The following is a 22627-nucleotide window of genomic DNA, read 5'->3' on the forward strand; positions in this document are numbered from 1 at the left end:
TCGTTGATAGTTCTTTAATTAAAATGTTACTGATAAACCTAAACTCACACTCTTCATCTGCGGATAGCTGTTTCCATCGCCGCTGCCACGATTTCCGTTTAAACCAGAAGACATATCAGCACTCGTCAGGTCGGGATCGGAACCGTAGATGTTCGTCACATCGAGGTCGCGCGTATGCTTATAGAGCGGAGACCAACACCAAAGGTTTTCGGCGGAGATGTAAACCCGTACGTTCTGCAATTTGGCTTTCGAGATGACCTGTTGCGGCAGGGTGTAGCCGAATTGCAGGTTCTTCAGGCGGATATAAGCGACATTCTGCAAGTAACGGGTTTGTGGCGTAGACTTCAGCGAAGCATTGTAGCCGGCATAACGGGGCAGGTAAGCATCCGTATTGTCTTCCGTCCAGTAATTACCCTGGTGCCAAGTCGGCATATTGTTGTACGGGCGGTTGTACTGTCCCCAGAAGATACATTCCGAACTCGGATACCAGTCCTGTTTCCCTACCCCCTGGAAGAAGGCGGAGAGGAAGAAGTTGTTCCAGTCGCCGGAAAGGTTGACGCTGTACGAATAGCGGGGCAGTGAATTTCCGATCACCTTCTTGTCGCCGTGGTCGTCCAGCGTGTTATTGCCGTAGTCGATCACTTTATCGCCATTCAGGTCCTTGATCTTCACGTCTCCCGGATAGGTGATGCGTTTGGAGGAGGACTGGATCAGCGTCTGGTCGGCATGGCCGTCGATATCGGCCTGGTCCTTGAACAGCCCTTCGGTCACATATCCCCAGATTTCACCGACACGCTTACCGGCATAGTAGTCGTCTAAGTTGCCCGTCTGGTTGTTATAGCGGTCGATGGTCGAAATATAGTCGGACAACGTACCGCGGATCTCGTAGTTGAACGGTTTCTCCGCCAATGTGAACCGGTCGCGCCAGGTCAGCGTGATTTCCCATCCTTTGGTCGTCATATCGGCATAGTTGCCTTTGGGAGAAGAAGCACCGAACACGTCGGGAAGTGTCTTGCCGACCGTATACATATCTGTCGTTTTACGGATATAATAGTCACCGTTCAAAGACAAACGGTTGTTCAACATTCCTACATCCAATCCGACATCGGTTGTCGTTGCCGTTTCCCACGTCAATCCGTCGGGCATGACTCCCGGAGCACTGGTGTATTTGTTCTTCAAGCCGTTTAACACACGGCCGGAAGTGCTGATCCCCAACAATTCCAAATAACTATAAGGCGACACATTTCCATTTCCCAACGAACCGTAAGAAGCACGGACCTTCATATTGGATACAAGATTCGGATTGACCTTCCAAAAAGCTTCTTCCGACACGCGCCATCCACCGGATACAGAAGGGAAGAACGCCCATTGCTGGTCGGTCGGGAATTTGGAAGAACCATCATAACGCCCGTTCACTTCCAATAGATAGCGATCCTTGAACGCATAGTTCAGACGGAAAAAGCCACCTGCCACGCGCCATTTGCTATAACCTCCCGATGTAGTGATTGCATCTCCCAATGCCAGGTTGATGTTTTCCGAATCATCGAGCAGCAAACCGTTACGTTGCACATATGTACTCTTATAAGTAGACTGTTCATAGTTGTAACCGACCATTCCTTTGAAATAGTGCGCATCCGCAAAAGTCTCTTCATAGTCTGCATAAAGGTTCGTTGCCAAATATTCAGTCCGCATATTGCTTTCCTTCAAATCATTGTATTTGGTACTAAGCTCGCGTTTCTCTCCCTCATACGTACTGTAAGGAACCGGTACGCGGCGTTGCGTTTGCCCCTCGTCCGTGTTGCGAAAGGTGAAGTCGCCCCGTACGTGCAGTTTGTTCTCTAAGAAGGAAGCAGTAAAGCCGGTCGTATTCTTCAAGATCTTGTTATTGGTGTCGATGCCGTTCTTGCCATAGATAAAGTCACCGACCGAATAGGCGGCCGAGAAGGTCAGGCTGCCGTCGGGATTGAAGATAGGCGAGGTCGGGTGGCCCTCATCGGAGATGTTACGCCAGATGGAACCGCCTTCGCCGACGTTGATCGGGTTATGGTAATCCATGTTGGAGAAGTCCATGTTGTTCTCGATCTTCAGCCAGTCGAACACCTGCACGGAACCTTTCGCACGCAGGTTCATCATCTTATAATCGTCGGTATTATAGCGGAACAAACCGTCGTAGCCGTAGAAACGCCCGGAAACGTAGTAGTTCAGCTTCCCGTTGTTACCGGTCACCGACAGGTTATGATCCTGCGCGAAAGTCGTTTTCTTGTACAGGGCATCGTAGTAGTCCTCGTTGCCGTAGTAGACATATTTGCCGGTAGCATCCGTCTCCACTTCACCTGTAATACCTTGCTCCTTGCGGGTTTTGAAGTCTTCCAGCCAGCCGAGGGAGAAGTCCTGCGTCTTGTTTATGTTCTTAGGGTCGGCGGAATAGTTGTTCCATGCATGGTAGGCTTCATAGAAGTGGCTGGCATATTCATATCCGTCGGTCACAAAGTCGGGGACCGTGACGGGTTTCTGCATGGAGAAGTTACCGGAATACGTGATAGAAGTCTTGTCCTTTGTCGGCTCTTTCGTGGTGATCAGGACGACACCGAACGTACCGCGCGCGCCGTAGATGGCAGCCGAGGCGGCATCTTTCAGGACAGACACGCTGGCGATATCGTTCGGGTTCAACATCGAGGGATCGCCTTCCACACCGTCGATCAGGACCAGCGCATCCCCTCCCTGCCCGATCGAAGTCGTACCGCGGACATTATAACTTGCCGAGCGAGTCGGCTTGCCGTCGGTCAACTGGATGTTCAGGTTCGGGATCGAACCTTGCAGGGCCTGGGTCACGTTGGGGACGGAACGGTTGTCAAACACTTCGCTGGTCACCTGTTCGACGGCGCCGGTCAGGTTCACTTTCTTCTGCGTGCCGTAGCCGACAACGACCACCTCGTCCAACGCCTGCGCATCTTCCATCAAAACAACTTTCAGCTCTTTCTCTCCTTTCAGTGTGATTTCTTTCGGAATATATCCGATAAAAGAGATTGTTAACACAGCGTTAGGGGCTACTTCCAGCGAGAACTTCCCGTCGATATCAGTCACCGTCCCGTTAGTCGTTCCCTTTTCCACAATATTGGCGCCGATAACGGGTTCCCCGTATCCGTCCACAATCGTACCTGTCAGATGATGCGTCCCCTGCCGGGCTACGCTCACGATTCCGCCCGGATTGGCGGAATAAATTACAGGGATTCCCTGTAATGCACCTGCGATACATAGTAAACCCGCAAACCGGGTCACTCTACTCTTAATCTCCATGTTCGTCCTTTTTGTGTTAAAACAAATATATTTTTACCTATTAAAACCGTTGCAAAGGAACAACCGGAGTATTAAGCCGCTGTTTACAACCTGTTACAATCCTATTACAAATTCGCGGACCGAAACAGCATATTGCCGGGGCAGGCTATAAAAGCGAAAGGGCATCCTCCCGGACGCCCTTCCTCATTCAATACTAAAACTCTCTATATATGAATTAGTATACACTTACCTTAGTAACATTCGTATTGCCGGCATTGGTTAATTTCACAATGTAAATGCCTTTTGTTACCGGTATTTGCGTATTGCCACTGATACGGGCATTGTAAACGATCTTACCGATCATGTTTACAACAGTCACCTGCAGCGGCTGCAGCGGGTTCACATAAATATTTCCCTTTCTTCCAAACACTTCGGTATTAGCAAGGGCTTCTTCAAGACCGGTTGCGAAGTCGACGGTTACTTCACAAGTTGCGGTCACGTCACCGATCTTAGCGGTGATAGTTGTCGTACCGACTTTAAGACCTTTGACAGTAGCCTTGTTTCCATCGGCTGTCACACTGGCTACAGTAGGATCGCTGCTGCTCCATGTCACTGTTTTACCGGAAGGAGAAACTGTTGCTTTCAGAACGAATTCTTCGAGACGCGGAAGAACTTTCGTTGTTGCGTCCAAAGAGATCGTAACGGTTTCGTCAACGTCGCCACCGCCATCAGGAGGAGTCACAGGGTCTGACTTAGTCACTGCTCCATTGTTTACAATGATAACACAGTTTTCGTTATCTGTAGCTTTCACCGAGAATGGATTAGAACCTGTAACTGTTACATATTGATTAATGCCTGCATTTGCTTTAACAGTTTCACCTGATTCACGAATTACATAGGTAATATTATTCTTCAAATTAATGGCATCCGTCGCCTTTTCCGGCAAAGTTGCCTCCAACGTGGATTTAGAAATATTACCTTTAGCCGTATTGCCATCCTTAGCTAAAACGTAGTTACTATTATTACCCTTCAATGCTAACTCGATAACTTTATCCAAGCCCACATTGGCATCGTTAGTAAATGTTGCTGTAACTATCGGTGCAGCTTCTTCCGTCAATAATCCTGTCGCAGAATAATCTGTCAAATCGATTGTCTTGGTTCCATCATAATATTTACTTACCTGGCTGGTTACAGTCAGTGTACGCGGAGAGATTTTACCACTCAACGATATAGTTTCCAATTTATAGTTATCTGCATTATTACCCTTCAAAATAATATCCTTTGACGGAAGAATGTCCCTATTACCTGCATCTTTACTTGCATAGTTGAACGATACACCTTCCAAATCAAGAGAAGCGCCTTCGGCTGCATCCAACTGCAGTGCGATATTGGCAGTTGTCGTACCGTCATACTCTTTATTCTGACCGGCTGCAGTCACCTTCAATGTAGCAGGAACCACATCAATAGTCTTAGAAGCAACGGCATCACCCACTTTAATCAGGATAGCACCTGTTCCTACACCTGTTCCCTTAATATAGTACTTATCATCATCCTTCTTATACACAGTAATTACAGAAGGAGTTATTGATTCCACCGTATAGGTTCCAGCTACAGTTATGTTCAAGACCTTTTCTTCACTGTAGCCAAGTTGGCCATCAGCCGCCTTTGTCATCGGAGCTTTGCGGGAATATAAAGAAGCAGAAGCAACATCAGCCAAGTTGATTGTTACTTCAGGTGCTGTCTGCTCCTTATTGATAATATTACCGGTTACGGTTCCATCAGGATATACCAATTTTGCAAATACTTTTCCGTTTTCTGTAGCATCAGCAATCTCCGGCGTTCCAAGATTTTCCCAACCGCCATTATCGACAACCATACCTGCAGCACCAGCATTTCCTTCCGTATTATAAGTTACAAGAGTCGGAACTCCCTTTATAATGTTAACATCACCTCCGATCGGTTGAACACCTGCATAATCATAATTACGGAATGCAACACCAGCCATATCTATTGTGTATTTGCCTGATTTCTCTATCACACGGATTGTTCCGGTGTATAAGCCCGGCGTACCAATAGGTTCATCACCTAACAAGCCTTCAACATTCAGTTTATAAGACAATGAAGTTGTTTTGTAGCTGCGCTGTACGTCAGATGCAGAAATAGCTGTAATCTTAGCTTTTGATATTTTGGCTGTCGGATTAGCCGGTTGAGCCAAGACATAGTTACCAGCTGTATTATTATTCAAAGAACATTTGCCTTTAAGTATTATAGTCTTTGCACTCTCACTGGCATTTTTATCAGTAAAGGCTCCCGTTACATTTGTAGCAGAAAGAGTGATCGATGACGCATCTTTTTCCAAAATACCTTCTGCCGTAAAAGTAACTTTAGCATCAAGTTTACCATCATAAAGCTTATTCTCTGCAACAGCTTTGACTGTTACCAATTTAGGTTCAACCTTAATTGTTTGTTTAGCAATAGCTGTTACATATTCAGCTTTAGTAGCCGTTATCGTTACAGTAGCCTCTCCTGCTTTTACAGCTTCAACTTCTGTCGAATCAGAATTAAACTTTATAGCTTCACCTGTAATGGTATAAGCAAGCTTGGCATCAGCTTCCGTACTTACAGCAGCTATACCGGCTGTACTTCCGTAAGTCATACGGACAGGAACAGATGTGAAGTTTACATTTTGTAGTTTTGCACCCAAATCTACTTCTCCGGAAGTTACTGGTTCAGAAACAAGACTTTCGTTTGCCGCCACTTTAAGTTCTACCGTATACTTTGTAGCAGTAAGTGCTATATCTTCTGCTTTAAAGGTACCGTCCTTTGCAACATCAACAGTTGTTCCCGTTGTTTCCGTCCCAGATCCGTTTGTTTTCGGTGTAATAGTAGCCTTTAACTGATCTGTCGGTGTACCGCCATTGGACAAGATACGGCCAACAACAGAGATAGAAGCCTGATCGCCTACTCCATTCACTGTTACAGCCGTGATTTCAGCTTTCGGTGCAACAGCATTCACTTGAAGTGAATCCGCTTTATAAAAGATTTCGTAATTATTAGAAGTATAGCCATAAGGCATTACAGGATACTTACCAGCTAAAGATGCATCGGTTGCCGGGCAATCAAATTGAAGTGTACCACCTAAAACACTTGCATCTTCGCTATTTACAAAGTTTGTTTTATCAGCCAAATCTGCTGTAAAAGTTTTGGTACTAACCTTACCAAATTCAATTGCATCCGGAGTAGCAGTCTTATAAGTCAGTTTCACTTTCTTAATCGTATCCATCACACCGGTTATATCTGCCAGCTCGTAATAGTCACCATAACTATCTTTCAAAGTAGCTGTCACTGTCACCGGCTGTACGCCTGCGTTAGCAGAAAGAGCCTCACCTTTAGTCGGAGCAGTTATAACATTTTCAGAAGTATGATCTCCGACAAGGCCGTTTACTTGCATATCGGTTGTAACCAAATTAACCTCTTGGCTACCATTATAAGGTCTTGTCGTAGCCGTGATACCTGTGATCGTCAATGTCTTTTTCAGAACATCCAAAGACTGTGTAACAGCAGTATCACCTACAGACAATGTAAGAATTGCCTTACCCGGCTTCAATATCTGCAAAGAGTCATTTTCTATCTTTGCAACAGCCTTGTTATCAACAGTAATATTTACTTTGTTAGCTTTATAGTAAGCACTGTCCACATTTGTCAGCAACGGCAGATTTGCCTGCCCGTAGATAACAGATGAAGGAACAGAAGTAATGGCAAAATTCAAACCGCTAGTAGCACCGTTGATCCAAACAGAAGCTCCATCTTGCTTCGTTTTGAACCATCCGTTACCAACAACATAATTTGCAGGTGCATCTGCAACATCCGACAAGATAGCAATCGGTTCATCAAAGCTACAGCCTGCTCCAATTGTAAAGACCGGATCACTTATAACATCTTGCCCTTTATCCACATTCACACCATACCAATCATTGCCGGAAGTACGGAAGTTAGTTGCAGTGACTGTTGAACCGTTTACAATCAGACCGGCTGCTTTGTTGTTTCTTGAAATTACGTTATCCAATGTCACTCCGGTCGATGTATAGACATTAATGCCACTACCTGAACCTCCTTCTGGAGATTTTAAACCATCGATCACCAGATTCTTCAAAGTGGCCTTGTTTACTTGAATGCTTACAAGATGTTTACTGCTACCGTCCGAACCAGACCAATCATCAGCAGCAATAAGAATCGTGGAATCTTTATCGGTAATCGTTCCTTGCAAGGTGATAGCCTCTTTGATCGTCAACTGTTTGCTTAACTTATACTCTCCAACAGGAAGCAGGATCGTTTCACCTGCAATCGCATGATCGATCTTGCTTTGCAAATCTTGTTCACCATAACAAATAAGTCCGGAAGCAGGATCATAAGTTTTTCCGTTTATAGTCAACTTATCATACGCTTTCTCTGCTTTATCACGATATGAATAAACAAGACTCTCACCGGTTTTTCCGTTCAATTGTGAATTAGTGATTTCAATCGTATTGTCTGCCAATGCAGATTTATCATCGGAACCATGCCAGCCTAAACTAATAATAGCGGCATGCAAAATATTTTCACCCAGTTTATGATAATTTTCACCATAAAGAGACGAAAGATTACTCCCCTTAACAGTAACCTTATTTCCATAAGAACGGATATCCAATGCAGACAAAGCACTTACGCCCGCTTCATTGGTTCCTTTATTATCATCAGTCGCCTCCAAAGTAGAACCGTCAATGGAGAGCACCACACCATTATATTTTTCTTGTAATACAACGACTCCATATTCTTCATTTGAAATAGTAGCCGATTTCAGTGTTGCATTCTTTATATCTATAGATGTTCCTGTACTTGCCATTGTGCCATCACCAGTCGTTAAGCCACCGGCACTTGTCATTATTGCAGCCCAACCTTTAATCGTACCGCCATCTACCGATACTGTCTGTCTTTGATTACGAACACTTACACCATAATAGCGAGCTGTTATATCCGTATTTTTCAATGTCAACTTAGCTCCGGCACCCATTAAACGCACACCATTATCAGCATTATCAATCACACAATCGGTTATTGTAATATCTGGACTTTCACTACCCTTATCTGTGCCTACTCCAATTGCATGTGCAGCAGTCGAAGTCGCCGACAAATGCAAATTATTAAAATTTACTTTTGCACCATCTGTTGCTGTCACTTGGACTGTTCCGATAAGAGTAGTCTTGTCTTTGCCAGCTCCCTCTATCGTAAGGGATTTGTCTAAAACAAATTTTTGAGGAAAAGTAAAAGTACCTTCTGGAAAAACAACTTTATCGCCATCCGAAATTGAAACTTTTGTTAGTAATGTTGTCACATCTGTAGCAGCGTTCCGGAAAGAACCGTCTGCCTTATATACAGTAATACAAGGTTTACCTCCCTCCGACTGGAATTTTACATTTTCAATTCCCTTTATTGTTAATGCAGTCTCCGATTCTAATACAAATATAGTCGGTGTATATACATCATTATTGGATTGAATTAGACAAGTATCTCCACTCACAGGAAGGAATGTCCAAGTTCCTTTAGTCTTTTTACGAACATCAGCCACAGCCATATAAGTATTGACGCTCGATTGAATATTTTTATGCGTAGCCGTAATACGACACTTCGAGTCCATTACCAAATCCATTTGCTGGCAATTATCCAATACAATAGTCCCAAAACCATCGGTAGGTCCATTGTTATAACAACGTCCGTTCAATCGGGTATCACTTATTTTCACTGTATGAGGAAAAGCAGCTTTGGCTAGATCGCCACGCAAGAACAAAGCAGACCACGCAGTAATATCACTTCCTTCAATATTAATTACAACCGGTACAGCCGGAGTTTCCTGATTATTAGTAAACACGGCATAATAGTTTACATCGACTACCGAGTTTTTTATATTATATGTAACCGGTTTTGTTACAGAAGTCGCTCCTGGCCAGGAACCAATACCTATCACATACGGATAACCAGATGCCCCAGATGGTCCGTCAATTTTGCTATTCTCCATATTGAGTGTATGTCCAGCTCCATCCCTAAAACATAATCCTCTCTGATAACCTTTTGACATATACATACGGGAAGTTATGAAATTAACCGTATTATTATCAACCTCAAGTTGAGAAACAATACCAAAACAAGCCGTAGAACCACCATCGCCTGTACCAGCCTCTTCAATATCAAGTTTAGTATCTTTAAAAGAAACTGTTGTATTGGAAGACTTGATATCAACAAGCCCTCTTCCTGTTGCCGTCTTTGCTGCGATTTGCAAGGAAGCAAAAGATACATTTCCTTCTGTGGAAAGTATAATATCAAACGGAGATTTTATGATAACCTTATTAGAATCAGTACCAATAATACTAACTCCAGACTTTGTTATAGAAAAAGAAGCACCGGATAGAACTTCATATTCTCCATCCGATAGATTAATCACAATACTATCCGATTCAGTATTCGCATTTGCAGCAGTTAAAACAGCATCTAAGGAAGTCATAATGAAAGGATCTTGATCTGTTCCGGTTCCACCATCAATATTACCTACCCCATAGTAGGAAATTTTTTGCGCTTGCATCCACCCTACACTCGTTATCGTCATAAAAACCGATAACAACATAAGTAATCTTCTCTTCATAATTTTATAATTAAAGTATTAATAATAAGTTCATTAAAATAACATTTTTCATTTTTACTTTAACCGCTTTATTAACTTACCCTATACAAATATTTACATCTAAAAAGTAGTTAACAGGTGTGATTTTATGTACTTTGGCGACCGAAAACGATCGTTTTTTTTAGTCATTTTTAGGCTGGATGCGGGTTTGAAGAGGTTTTTCTCAAAAAATAATTGCAGGTCTTGAAATTTAAAGAGTTTTTATTTAAATAAAATTTGGTGGAATAGAAAAAAATACCGTCATTTGGATGACTAAAAAAAACGATCGTTTTTTTTAGTCATTTTTTTTGGTAGATTTTTGATCTACGAATAAGATATGATTATTCAAATATAGTAGTATTTTATCAAAAACACTTACATTTTTCCGGAAAAACCTGCCGAGAGTTTTCCAAATGTATTTTTACAAAACGGCGTTTTTGAGAAAAAGTTTCCGCACATTCCGCACGTTCCGCACTATACACTTTTCTGCTGGAGGGTTTATCTGTTTTTCAGCTTGTTACGCATATATTTTCCTTTCGTGATCCGCACGATCAGGCTCTTTTTGCACCAGCGTGTGAGGGCCGATTCGACCGTCTTTTTTCCATTCCGAAAACATGGCTCTTTTCTATGGCTTAGCAAGTGTTAAAATTTTCACCCAGGTGGGATGCTGGTCAAGAAAAAGGGCGATGTTCGTAAACCGCATCCGGGAAGCATCGAGGCATCTCTTTTGTTTTTTACAACCGTTTGTTTTCCAGTATTATATCTACATTTTCCTCCAGCTGAGGAGTGTATAGTGCGGAACATGCGGAATGTGCGGATGAGGCCTCCTTTTCCGGGGTGCCAGTCCAATGCCAGGAGGAAGACAATTTAATTGAAAATGGGAAATGGAGAATTGAATGTTGTTTTTCTTTCGTACCTTAGTCCCCCGGAGACAAGTGCTCCTTACAATTTTCAATTTTCCACTTTCAATTTCCAATTAACGAAATGGTTTATCTGAAGCAAATCAAACTAATCAATCCGGACGAGGTGTCGGGGCCGGTAGAAGATCTGAAATATCCGTACAAGGCGGCAGCCGTGCGATATATGGACGAACTGGTATTCACGAAGCCCGTCACTTTCTTAGTGGGAGAAAACGGGATCGGCAAATCGACCTTGCTGGAGGCCGTCATGTATAAATACGAGAGACGTGACGAAGACAGACAAGGCATGCTGAACGACGGCGACGAGAGCCACAAGGTGCTCACCAATGTCCTGCCCGGCCAGATCCGCTTAGTGGAGGTGCGCAAGCCGGACGACCATTTCTTTTTCCGTGCCGAATCCTTCTTCGACCATGCCCGCGAAATCGATGCGCAATCGATGCGCGACATCCTCAAATACGGGCGCGACTATTCTATGGGGCGCTACGGGGGACGGCGCTTGCTGGAACAGTCGCACGGCGAAAGTTTCCTCAGCACGTTCCTCAACTACGGGGAACGGAACATGCTCTACATCCTCGACGAGCCGGAGGCAGCCCTCTCTCCTCAACGACAGTTGTCGCTGCTCGTACGGATCAAAGAGTTGGTGGATCAGGGATGCCAACTCATCATCTCCACCCATTCGCCGATACTGATGGCTTATCCGGGAGCCGACATCTACAACATAGACGAAGACGGAGCCCGCCTGACCTCTTTCGAGGAGACGGAACATTACCAGCTGACGAAATATTTCCTGACACACACGCAGCAGATGCTCCGAGAACTGGGGATCGCCTAAGCCGGGCGGCATGGAGAGATTTACGGCAGAACGACAGGGACAGGAGGGATGCCAACAGGTTCTTCTTTGTTGCAACGGTGCTCTGAATCATAGTATTAAAATATTTAATAAGAAATAGAACCTAAAACAAACTTCTCCAGATACTCGCTGGGTTGCATGCCGAATTCTTTCTTGAAACAGACACTGAAGTACTTCGGATCGTTAAAGCCGACCGCATAAGCCAGTTCGGAGACGCGGATATGCCTTTTCTCTTCCATGATCCGGCAGGCTGCTTTCAGGCGGATATTGCGGATAAAGGCGGAAGAGTTGAGCCCGGTAAGCGATTTCAGCTTGCGGTAGAGGGTGGATTTGCTTGTACCCATTTCATCGAGAAACATTTGCTGGTCGAAGTCGGGGTCCGAGAGATGGCGGTTGACACAGTCGATCGCCTGCTGCAGGAAGTTCTCGTCGATACTCGTATAGTTGAGCTCGTTTGTCTCGAACACAAGCTGTTTCTTAAAGTCGCCCGACACACGTTCCTTCTGTTTCAACAAATTATTGATACGGGCGTGGAGCACACTCAGGTTGAACGGCTTCGTAATAAAGCCGTCAGCACCGGCATCATACGCTTCCGCCCGGTCTTCCTCCCGGTTCTTTGCCGTCAGCAGAATGATAGGGATATGGCTGGTTTCAAGGCTGCCTTTCATCTGTTTGCAGAACTCGATCCCGTCCATTTCGGGCATCATGATGTCGGAAACGATCAGGTCGATATCCTCCTGGCCGATGATCTCCATCCCCTCTTTTCCGGTGGTAGCGGTAAAGAGCTTATAGTTTGGGCTCAACAGGCGGACCATCAGGTGCAGCAGGTCTTCATTGTCCTCGATCAGCAGCAGGGACCGGAAGTTGCCGTCCGGTTTCGCCGGTTCGGCTTCCGGCGCTTCCAATGCCGGAAGGGTTTCTGCCGGATCGGTCTGAACCTGTATGCTTTCATCGACCTCTTCCGGGAGATAACAATCGCGGTGGATAGGGACTGTGACAGTAAAGACGGTACCTTCTTCCTCCTTGCTGGACACCGTTATATTTCCTTTGTGAAGCAGCACCAGGTCTTTGGTGAGCGAGAGTCCGATACCCGTCCCGATTGTCTTGAACTTGCGGTAATCGCCTTCGTAGAAGCGTTTAAACAGGTTCTTCACAGCCTCCGGCGAAAGTCCCTTTCCATTATCTTTTATAACGATCTCCGCTTTTCCCGGATCAACGGCCGACAGCTCCACCCGAACCATGCCACCCGGCTCATTGTACTTGGCGGCATTGGACAGCAGATTATACAAAATCTTGTCCACTTTGTCCGTATCGAACCAGGCCGGCAACTGTTCGGGCCGGCAGGTCAGGGAGAAGTTTATCTCCTTCTTCTTGATCAGCGGGCGGAAACTTTCCACACTGTTGCGGACAAACGCAGCCAGGTCGCCATGCGAAACCTTCAATTTCAAATTGCCGGTCTCCGCCTTCCTGAATTCCAGTATCTGCTGGAGCAGGCGGATCAGGCGGTTGATATTGTTGGTCATGACCTGATAGTGTTCCCCGTTATTCGGGCTGATGATCTTCAGTTCGTCCACCGAGGCCGACAGGATGGTGAGCGGAGTCAACAACTCATGCGTAATGTTTGTAAAGAATTGCAGCTTGGAATGGTTCACTTCCTCCGCCTTCGCCTGTTCAAGGCTTCTGAGGTGCAAGGCGTTCTGCATCTCGATCCGGTAATGCACAATCCGGTAAGCGATGTATGCCAACAGGCACAACAAGAGGGCATAACCGGCATACGCCCAGCCCGACTTCCAGGGCGGTGGCAGAATCACGACCGACAGATGCCTGACAGCCTGATTCCAGGTGCCGTTCGAATTGGTCGACCTGAGTTGAAAATCGTAAGTACCCGGTTTCAGGTTATTATAATAAGCAAAATGCTGGGAAGCATCGGCATATTGCCAACCGGCATCGAACCCCTCCAGCTTATAGGCATATTTGATCTGCCGGGGATTGGAGAAACTTAGGGCTGCAAACTCGATACTGAAGTTATTCTTACGATAGTCCAGCCGGATGCAGTCGGTAAAATCAGGCGCCAGCCGGGAAATCTTTTCCTTCTCCCCCGCATCGAGCAAAGACCAGGGGTGATTGAATATTTTGATATCCGTAATCCGAACCGGCGGGAATGTCTCTTCATCTGTCATCCGGTCGGGGAAAAAGCTGTTATAGCCCCGGTAGCCTCCGAAAAACATCTCGCCGTTGGCATCGGTAAAAGCCGTGTTGCGGTAAAAGACATTATCCTGCAGGCCGTCGGAAACGGTGTACAGGCGGTAGGTTACGTCCGAAAGATTGTCCGGGATGCGGACTTTCATCAGACCGACGTTCGTACCCATCCAAAGATTCCCCTGGCGGTCCTCTTGGATGCTGAATATAGCGTCGCCGGGCAAATTGGCAAGTTTGTGCACCGGGATGAATTGATCCCGCTCCGGGTCATAGAGGTTAAGCCCCCCTCCTTCCGTCCCCGCCCAAAGGCGTTTGCGGCTGTCGATAAAAAGAGAAAGGACGGAAATACTGTTCAACTTATCTTCATCGAGGGAATAACGTTCGAACGACATTCCGGCCGGTTGCGACAGGTTGCCCGTAATCCTGATCACCCCGCCGTTATTCGTGCCGGTCCAGATCTGTCCCTGCGAATCCTGTACAATAGCCTGATAAGCATAAGCATTGACAGAGGTGCCATCCAACTTTAAGGAATCGAACCGGACCCCTTCGCCGTTTGCCATAAGGACGCATATTCCGTTACGGGTACCGAACCAGGTGTTCCGTTCCCGGTCTTCACAAATCGAATAGATGCACTGGTTGGACAGCCAAGGGGCGGAGTCGTAGTTAAACAACTGCGCCTGTTCGCCGGCAGGCAACGACCGGTCGTAAGAAACGGCTCCCCAGTCATACGTCCCCAGCCAAATCTTATCCGAGGAAGGAGATTGGACGATCGTATTGATCGTAGGCAAACGGCCCAGCTTCTTAAACTCGGGCAAGTCCAGGTTATGGGTATAGCTCCCGGCCGCACGGTCATGGACAAAGAACCCCCAGCTTCCCAGGCCGATCCAAAGCAGCCCCTCCCTGTCCACCATAAGACTGCGGACGGCGGAGTTTGTAAGCAACGGATTGTCGATCGACTCCAGCCGGTCCAGCTTAAACTCGGGTTTGCGTGTGATAACCGTGTTCACCCCTCCTCCTAACAATCCGAGCCACATCATCCCTTCGCGGTCCCGGAACACCGAATTGACATCATTATAATATACGGACTTTTCCGAATCGTCCGGACAGTAATTCCTGAACAAGCCGTTCTTTTCATCATAAAGCACGCTCAACCCGCCACGGGTTCCCACCCAGAGGGTCCCCGTATTCAGGTCTTCCTCCATATCGTAGACGATATCGTAGCCCAGGCTGTTCGGATCGTTATCGTCATGCCTGAACTGTTTCCAGGCCAGACGATCCGGCTCATAGGGATTCTCAAGCAGGAACAGGCCATATCCCCACGAAGCGATCCAGATACGCCGCTTGCTATCCTCGAATATATCGAAAGCGGAGTTCAACTCGTTCAGTGGCGGATAGGCATATACCTTGTCCTCCTGCTGGTCGTACCGGAAGAAGCCGTCGGACCAGGTCCCGATCCACAGGTTCCGCCTGGAATCTTCCACCAAAGCCTTGATAGAGCCTTTTACGATATCGGGTTTGAAGGCGATGCAGGAATCCTGGCCGGGAAGATATTCGAACACACCCGCTTCCGTACCGATAAGCACGCGGTCGGAGGAGGTGATCAACAAACGGTCCACAATGCTGCGCTGCAATCCCGGACAGGTGATTTTCCGTATCTGCCCGGTCGTCTTATCCAGCACGTTCACCCCGTCGTAGGTGGCAATCCACAAGTTATGGCGGTTGTCATCCGTGATGCAGTTGATCGTATTGTTGCTCAGTAAGCCGGGCGTATGCAAGTTCGATTTGAAAGTCTTGATCTGATACCCGTTATAGAGGCACAACCCGCTATTGGTTGCAATCCAGATATACCCGTCCTTGTCCTGGTATACCTGGCGCACTTCGTCTGTCGGAAGCCCGTTCTCTACCGATATATGCCCGAAATGCAATGCAGGAAGAGAGGTATCCGAAGCATACGAACGGGGAATGGCAAAGGATAACAAAATCGTCATCCATAGACGTATCGACGTAATATCAGACATAGTGTTTTTGTTGTGTTTCGGGCAAAAATAAAGAAAGTTTTCTATTTAATTGTGCTTCCATACACTTATTTCCGACAATGCCGGGAGATTATCCCTCCCAGGCATTCACGATTTCCGCCACATAAACGTTATGCGGATTTCCTGCCATTGCACTGTACCACTTCTCGTATAGGGCCGGATCGACAAAATGATCCTTATCCATTTTAGCCACATAAAGGGTTTTGCATTCAAGCGTCAGGCGCGATTCCTCGAAGCAAGGATTACCCGACTCGGTGAAGCAGGGAGTCAAACCCGTTGCAGCCACCTTATCGATATCGCGGCCCGACTCCGAACCGCAAATCTTATGGGCGGCCTTATGTGCTTCTCCCAGGAAGGAAAGGGTGAAAGCGCCCTTAGCATCGACAAACTCGCGGGTATAACGTTCCGGACGGATAAAAACGAACACGACCGGCTTGTTCCACAGGAAACCTGCGCCTCCCCAGCTTGCCGTCATCATATTGAACTTTTCCTTGTCGCCTGCGCTTACCAGCATCCACTCTTTTCCGATAATCTCTATAAAATTGTCTTTGATAAGACCCGGTTCTATTGCCTTCATAATTTCATACTTTATATTAATAACCTCTCAAAGATACAGAAATATTTATTTGTGTGTGCAAAATTTAATATGCTTGTCCATACAGAATATTTTCTTTAGGTTTGCATTCTGATATACACGTAATAATCAAGACAATAAACAGCCTAAATGGAAATACTAAACAACTGGATCAGCGGGATCAACGATATCTTATGGTCGTATGTTTTAATTATCATGCTATTGGGATGCGCCGTCTGGTTCACCCTCAAAACCCGTTTCGTCCAATTCCGTATGTTCCGGGAGATGATACGCGTACTCAGCGACTCCGCCAACAAAGCCCATGAGGGCGAAAAACATATCTCATCCTTCCAGGCGTTCGCCGTGTCGCTCGCCAGCCGTGTCGGGACAGGAAACCTTGCCGGGGTAGCAACGGCCATTGCCGTAGGAGGCCCGGGGGCGGTGTTCTGGATGTGGGTTATCGCCCTGCTGGGCTCGGCCAGCGCCTTTGTCGAGTCTACGCTTGCACAGCTTTATAAACGGAAAGGGAAGGATTCTTTCATCGGAGGACCGGCCTACTATATGCGGTACGGATTGGGGCTGAACTGGATGGGTGCTTTGTTTGCCTTCCTGATTTCCGTCACTTTCGGATTCGCGTTCAATTCGGTACAGAGCAACACGATCTGCGCAGCCATGCAGGGCTCGTTCGATCTCGATCCGAGGATCGTAGGTACGATACTGACGGTGTTGACGCTTGCCGTTATCTTCGGGGGAATACAACGCATAGCCAAGGTCAGCAGCGTGATCGTCCCCATTATGGCATTGGGATATGTGGCGCTTGCATTGGGAATCGTGCTGTTCAATATTACGGAACTGCCGGCAGTGATCCAGCTGATCGTAGGCAGCGCATTCGGATGGGAACAAGCGTTAGGCGGTACGGTTGGCGCAGCTTTGATGCAAGGGATCAAACGCGGACTGTTCAGCAACGAAGCCGGTATGGGTTCGGCTCCGAACGTGGCAGCCACGGCATCCGTCACGCATCCTGTCAAACAGGGGTTGATCCAGACCCTGGGCGTGTTCACCGATACCTTGCTGATCTGCACCTGTACGGCTTTCATCATCCTGTTCAGCGGGGCTCCGTTGGACGGTTCGGTAAACGGGGTGCAACTGACACAGCATGCCCTGACGCTCGAAGTGGGAAAAGCCGGAGGGATATTCGTAGCCGTAGCGATCTTCCTGTTCGCTTTCAGCAGCATTATCGGGAACTACTATTACGGGGAGGCGAACATCCGGTTTATCACGCCAAAGAAAAGCGTGCTTTATATCTACCGTTTGTTGGTCGGCGGCATGGTGATGTTCGGGGCGTTAGCGAGCCTGGATCTCGCTTGGAGCCTGGCGGATATCACAATGGCTTTCATGACGATCTGCAACCTGATCGCGATCTCGTTGCTGAGCAGACAGGCATTCCTGCTGCTGCACGACTATGTTGCCCAGAAACGCAGCGGGATCAAGAGTCCGGTGTTCGATAAAAACAAAATACCGGAATTAAAAGACAAGGCGGAATGCTGGTAAGCGTCAGTTATTGATAGATCAGGCTGAACAATCGTTCCGGCGCGAAGACCTCGTTGGCAACCTCTTGTATCTCTTCGGCAGTCAGGCTTTCCACCTTGGCAAAGACTTCCGGCAAGGTGTCGTAGCGGTTATAATGGAGGTAGCTCTTGCCCAACCCCAGGAACAGCCCTTCCCGGTTATCACCTGAGACACCCAACTGTCCGATCACCTGCTTCTTGGCCGCCGCCAACTGGGTTGCGGTCAGTTTCACATCGCGCAGCTTCGCCAGTTCCTGATGAACGAGCTTGACCGCTTTCTCCTTATTCTTCGGATCGGTCCCGAAATAGACGCTTGCCAGTCCCGTATCAGTATAAGAGGTCACGTTCGATTCGACATTATAGACAAGCCCGTGCTTCTCCCGGAGAGACACATTCAAACGGTTGTTCATACCCGGACCGCCCAGGAGGTTATTGAGCAGGAACAACGGCAGGCGCTTCTCGTCGTGCATGCTGTATGCCCGTCCTCCGATCAGCACATGCGCCTGGTGGGTGTCTTTGTGTATCTGGCGGCTGACGGGAAGTATCTCGCCGGGTGCCACCCGGTTACGTGCCGCCATCGGGAAAGCGACATCAGACAGGGCGCTTTCCGCCATCTGCACGATCTTCTTGAAGGGAATCCGCCCCATCGAGAAGAAGACCATGTTTTCGGGGGCATAGAACCGCTTCATAAACGACTTGCCGGACTCGCTGCCGAAACCGAGCAACGACTGTTCATCCCCCAGGATGTTATGTCCCAGCGCATGGCCGTCGAACAATAAATTCTCAAACTCATCGAAGATAAGTTCCGAAGGGCTGTCTTCATACGAGTTGATTTCGTCCAGGATCACATCCACCTCTTTCTCGATCTCTTGCTCCGGAAACTGCGAATGGAACACTAAGTCGGTCAGCAGTTCGAAAGCCCGCCGGAAATGTTCTTCCATAAAAATGGAATAGACGAAGGTTTCCTCCTTCGTGGTATAGGCGTTCAGCTCTCCTCCCACATTCTCCATCCGGTTCAGGATATGCCAGGACTTGCGTTTTTCCGTTCCTTTGAATATCATGTGTTCGACAAAGTGAGCCAAGCCGAATTCGTCCGCTTCCTCATCCCGTGTCCCGGCATTCACGGCAAACCCGCAATACGACACCTGGGAAACAGAAGGGAGATGTACGATACGCAAACCATTCGGCAAAATATGTGAGAAGTAATCTTTTTCCATTATCCATTCATTAGAGGACACAAAAGTACAATAAATATTTGTTTACATACTTCTTTTAACAACCTTACAGGGCGACCGCACCAAATCCAGCAGTAACAATTCTTTATTTCCATGGAGAGAAAAAACCGTTTTTGTCCCGAATAATTCTTTCTTAAGTGCCTGTTAATTCTGTAATCGGTGTCAGTGATTTTATAATCAGTGGTTGTGATTATATAATTGCTGGCACTGATTTTATAATCACTGGCACTGATTACAGAATTGATAGGCACTCCGATGTTTTTTATGCCTATGTAGATAAGTTTTCTTGTAGCAGGGATAGATTATTACTTATATTATGTAGCCCATAAGATCGTATCGCTTAAAAATGAATTTGGTGCGGTCGCCCTAACTACCTTAGTCCGTCTTGATATCACAGTTTGTGACATCAAGACGGGGTGGAACCCGAAAGCTATAAAAATATAAGTCTTTCCTTATGTAGGTATCATTAAAATAGATACTTTTGTACTTTGTTAAATTCATAACACGATAATAGAATCATTTTAAAAGCTATGATAAACGAAGCAATCTCGTCTATTCTGCAACAGGAAGCTGAAGCAGTACGCAATATTCCGATAACCGACGGCTATGAAGAGGCTGTGACACTCATTGTAAAACACGTGCACGAACTCGGAGGCAACCTGATCACCAGCGGTATGGGGAAAGCAGGGCAGATCGCCATGAACATCGCGACCACGTTCTGTTCGACCGGCACGCCCGCCTACTTCCTGCATCCCAGCGAAGCGCAACATGGCGACCTCGGCATCATCCGGGGAAACGATATCATGTTGCTCATCTCCAACTCCGGAAAGACGCGCGAACTGCTCGAACTGGTGGAGTTGACACGCGGCCTCGTGCCGGAGATGCAATTTATCGTTATCACCAGTAACCCCGACAGCCCATTGGCAGCCGAAGCGACGATCTGCCTGCCGACCGGCGCGCCGAAAGAAGTATGCCCCTTAGGCCTCACCCCCACCACCTCGACCACGGTCATGACGGTGATAGGCGATCTGCTGGTAGTAGGCACCATGAAACGAATCAACTTCGGCTATCCCGACTATGCCAAACGGCATCACGGCGGTTACTTAGGTTCTAAAAGCCGCGAACAGTGTAAAACCGGAAACAAATAAACAGCATGAGGAAGGTAATCGGCATCGGAGAAACCATTCTCGATATCATCTTCAAGAACAACCGCCCCCATACGGCAGTGCCCGGCGGATCGACCTTCAACGGCCTCATCTCGTTAGGACGCCTCGGAGTGCCCGTCTCCTTCATCAGCGAAGTAGGAAACGACCGTGTCGGCGACATCATCCGCGACTTCATGGTGGAGAACAATCTCTCCACCCGCTACGTCGACCGTTTCCCGGACGGCAAAAGCCCGATCTCGCTCGCGTTCTTAGATGACGACAGCAATGCCAACTACACCTTCTACAAAGACTATCCGAAGCAACGCCTCGACGTGCCCCTGCCGGAGATCAACGAAGACGACATCTTCATCTACGGCTCCTACTATTCGCTGAACCCCGCGCTCAGAGGACGGATGGTGGAGTTCCTCGACTATGCACGCGAACGCAAGGCGATCCTCTACTACGATCCGAACTTCCGCAAGGCGCATGCCCACGAAGCGATACGCCTCGCCCCGACGTTACTCGAAAACTTCGAATATGCCGATATCATACGCGGCTCGGACGAGGACTTCCTCAACATCTTCGGGGAGGCGGACAGCGACAAAGTCTACACCGACCGGATCCGTTTCTACTGCGACCGTTTTATCACCACGCACGGAGCCGGAGGCGTGAACCTCTACCACGGCGATCGGCGCTGGCACTTCGATTCGCCCGCCATCCACCCGGTCAGCACGATCGGGGCCGGCGACAACTTCAACGCGGGCATCCTCTACGGTTTGTTAAAATATAATGTCCGCCATCGCGACCTCGCCACCCTCCCCCAGGAGACGTGGACCAACATCATCCGGTGCGGGATCGACTTGGCGACCGAGGTTTGCCGCAGTTACGACAATTACATTTCTAAAGAATTTGCAACTTCATACATATCCCAGTCTTAAATATCATTAACCCGGGAGATAAAGGGGTATAAAGACACATGTTTTTCATTATCTTTGTAAAGCATGAGTAGTAGAAGTATGATATTGAATAGGATTCTTTTTTTGTTCACCAGTGTGACCTTATTGACAGGATGCAGCTCCGGAAGGGCACCTGAAATTCGCGCTATATGCTTGCGTGACGACATCGGCAACTATATTATCAAATGGGAAACCGACCCGCACACCGACGGAACGATGAAACTATATGTTTCCGACACCCCCAACTCCTTCGATATGTCGCAACCCTGCAGTTATGCCAGCATCAACGACGGGAGAGTGACCTACATCACGAACGACAATATCACCCGCAAATACTTTCTCCTGTCGTTCAACGACAAATACTTCCGTACCGTCGGCGCCCGCTCGGTCCAGATGGACAGCGTGCAGAACCTGCGTGACATAGGAGGCTATTTCAGCGAACACGGAGACCGTGTGACCAGCTGGGGCAAGATCTTCCGCTCCGGCGAACTCCATTCGCTGAGCCGCAACGACACGATCCGGTTAGACAACCTGAAGATCAAAACAGTCATCGACCTGCGCGGTGAAGACGAGGTTGCCGTCGCCCCGGATAAATATACGGGAGTAAACTTCATCTCGATCCCGATCCCCGTAAGAGACAAAGACCTGATAGCCCGGCGGCTGGAAGAAGGGCGCATTCGCAAAGGCGACGGGCTCGTGTATATGCAGGATACATACCTCCGCTACGTGACGGAAGACAGCGAGCAGTTCAGCAAAGCCCTGAAAGTCTTCCTCGACAAAGACAACTACCCGATCTTAGTGAATTGCTCGTTGGGCAAAGACCGCGCAGGTTTCCTGACAGCCATGCTGCTGACAGCCCTCGACGTGCCCGAAGAAACGATCATGAAAGATTATATGGCTTCAAACAACTATATAGACCTGCGCCACCTTGCCTCAATGGCAAGCAATCTCAATACGGATGCCCAGGAAACCATCACCGTGCTGCTCAACGCAAACGAAAGCTGGTTGGACCTGGCTTTCCATAAAATAAAAAAAGAGTACGGTTCGACTGACAAATATCTGTCAAAAGGGCTGCATCTTACGGAAAAAGAGCGCGATACACTAAAAGATATTATTCTATACTGATAGGTATCCGAATTATTTGCGTACCTTTGCCCCCACTCTGAATTATTATATA

At 47.5% G+C, this 22627-nt stretch carries 10 protein-coding genes; 5 read left to right on the plus strand and 5 right to left on the minus strand.

What is annotated here, in order from left to right; all coding sequences use genetic code 11:
- Window positions 1-18: 18 nt before the first annotated feature.
- Window positions 19-3297 carry a SusC/RagA family TonB-linked outer membrane protein gene (locus ACPYIV_RS15140; protein ID WP_425883820.1) on the minus strand — a complete coding sequence of 1093 codons (3279 nt, stop codon included), beginning with the start codon at window positions 3295-3297 and terminating at the stop codon, window positions 19-21.
- A gap of 214 nt (window positions 3298-3511) precedes the next feature.
- Window positions 3512-9949, minus strand: coding sequence for a YDG domain-containing protein (locus ACPYIV_RS15145; protein ID WP_425883822.1), 6438 nt, complete (start codon window positions 9947-9949; stop codon window positions 3512-3514).
- Between the two features lie 1002 nt (window positions 9950-10951).
- On the opposite strand from ACPYIV_RS15145, the gene ACPYIV_RS15150 reads away from it, so the two are divergent.
- On the plus strand, window positions 10952-11719 hold the full coding sequence (locus ACPYIV_RS15150; protein ID WP_425883824.1) for an AAA family ATPase: 768 nt from the start codon (window positions 10952-10954) through the stop codon (window positions 11717-11719).
- Window positions 11720-11823: 104 nt separating this feature from the next.
- Here the strand turns inward: ACPYIV_RS15150 and ACPYIV_RS15155 are convergent, their stop codons facing one another.
- Together ACPYIV_RS15155 and ACPYIV_RS15160 are read right to left on the minus strand one after the other, a co-directional pair.
- Window positions 11824-15954 (minus strand): hybrid sensor histidine kinase/response regulator transcription factor, encoded by a 4131-nt coding sequence (locus ACPYIV_RS15155; protein ID WP_425883826.1) that lies wholly within the window; start codon window positions 15952-15954, stop codon window positions 11824-11826.
- A gap of 88 nt (window positions 15955-16042) precedes the next feature.
- Entirely contained in the window at window positions 16043-16549 is a 507-nt protein-coding gene (locus tag ACPYIV_RS15160; RefSeq protein WP_425883828.1) for a flavin reductase family protein, read from the minus strand.
- Window positions 16550-16696: 147 nt separating this feature from the next.
- Between ACPYIV_RS15160 and ACPYIV_RS15165 the strand changes: the two genes are divergently transcribed.
- Complete coding sequence (locus ACPYIV_RS15165) at window positions 16697-18097, plus strand: alanine/glycine:cation symporter family protein (protein ID WP_425883830.1); 1401 nt, start codon at window positions 16697-16699, stop codon at window positions 18095-18097.
- Window positions 18098-18104: 7 nt separating this feature from the next.
- Here ACPYIV_RS15165 and ACPYIV_RS15170 read toward each other — a convergent pair whose 3' ends face one another.
- Window positions 18105-19331: a M16 family metallopeptidase gene (locus tag ACPYIV_RS15170; protein WP_425883832.1), complete on the minus strand. Its 1227-nt coding sequence runs from the start codon at window positions 19329-19331 to the stop codon at window positions 18105-18107.
- 548 nt (window positions 19332-19879) lie between these two features.
- On the opposite strand from ACPYIV_RS15170, the gene ACPYIV_RS15175 reads away from it, so the two are divergent.
- The 3 genes from ACPYIV_RS15175 to ACPYIV_RS15185 all read left to right on the plus strand — a co-directional run bounded on the left by ACPYIV_RS15175 (window position 19880) and on the right by ACPYIV_RS15185 (window position 22575).
- Window positions 19880-20497, plus strand: a complete 618-nt coding sequence (locus ACPYIV_RS15175) for an SIS domain-containing protein (protein WP_293741062.1) — start codon at window positions 19880-19882, stop codon at window positions 20495-20497.
- A 5-nt stretch (window positions 20498-20502) separates the two neighbouring features.
- On the plus strand, window positions 20503-21432 hold the full coding sequence (locus tag ACPYIV_RS15180; RefSeq protein ID WP_293734853.1) for a carbohydrate kinase family protein: 930 nt from the start codon (window positions 20503-20505) through the stop codon (window positions 21430-21432).
- A gap of 78 nt (window positions 21433-21510) precedes the next feature.
- On the plus strand, window positions 21511-22575 hold the full coding sequence (locus tag ACPYIV_RS15185; RefSeq protein ID WP_308526374.1) for a tyrosine-protein phosphatase: 1065 nt from the start codon (window positions 21511-21513) through the stop codon (window positions 22573-22575).
- Window positions 22576-22627 lie beyond the last annotated feature (52 nt).

Origin of the sequence: Parabacteroides vesiculifaciens (assembly GCF_049860805.1) — a bacterium.
Classification (GTDB): Bacteria; Bacteroidota; Bacteroidia; order Bacteroidales; family Tannerellaceae; genus Parabacteroides.

Excerpts from the sequence above, each read along its gene's own strand:
- ACPYIV_RS15140 (WP_425883820.1), bottom strand. The coding sequence starts at position 3,297 with ATGGAGATTAAGAGTAGAGTGACCCGGTTTGCGGGTTTACTATGTATC.
- ACPYIV_RS15145 (WP_425883822.1), bottom strand. The coding sequence starts at position 9,949 with ATGAAGAGAAGATTACTTATGTTGTTATCGGTTTTTATGACGATAACG.
- ACPYIV_RS15150 (WP_425883824.1), top strand. The coding sequence starts at position 10,952 with ATGGTTTATCTGAAGCAAATCAAACTAATCAATCCGGACGAGGTGTCG.
- ACPYIV_RS15155 (WP_425883826.1), bottom strand. The coding sequence starts at position 15,954 with ATGTCTGATATTACGTCGATACGTCTATGGATGACGATTTTGTTATCC.
- ACPYIV_RS15160 (WP_425883828.1), bottom strand. The coding sequence starts at position 16,549 with ATGAAGGCAATAGAACCGGGTCTTATCAAAGACAATTTTATAGAGATT.
- ACPYIV_RS15165 (WP_425883830.1), top strand. The coding sequence starts at position 16,697 with ATGGAAATACTAAACAACTGGATCAGCGGGATCAACGATATCTTATGG.
- ACPYIV_RS15170 (WP_425883832.1), bottom strand. The coding sequence starts at position 19,331 with ATGGAAAAAGATTACTTCTCACATATTTTGCCGAATGGTTTGCGTATC.
- ACPYIV_RS15175 (WP_293741062.1), top strand. The coding sequence starts at position 19,880 with ATGATAAACGAAGCAATCTCGTCTATTCTGCAACAGGAAGCTGAAGCA.
- ACPYIV_RS15180 (WP_293734853.1), top strand. The coding sequence starts at position 20,503 with ATGAGGAAGGTAATCGGCATCGGAGAAACCATTCTCGATATCATCTTC.
- ACPYIV_RS15185 (WP_308526374.1), top strand. The coding sequence starts at position 21,511 with ATGATATTGAATAGGATTCTTTTTTTGTTCACCAGTGTGACCTTATTG.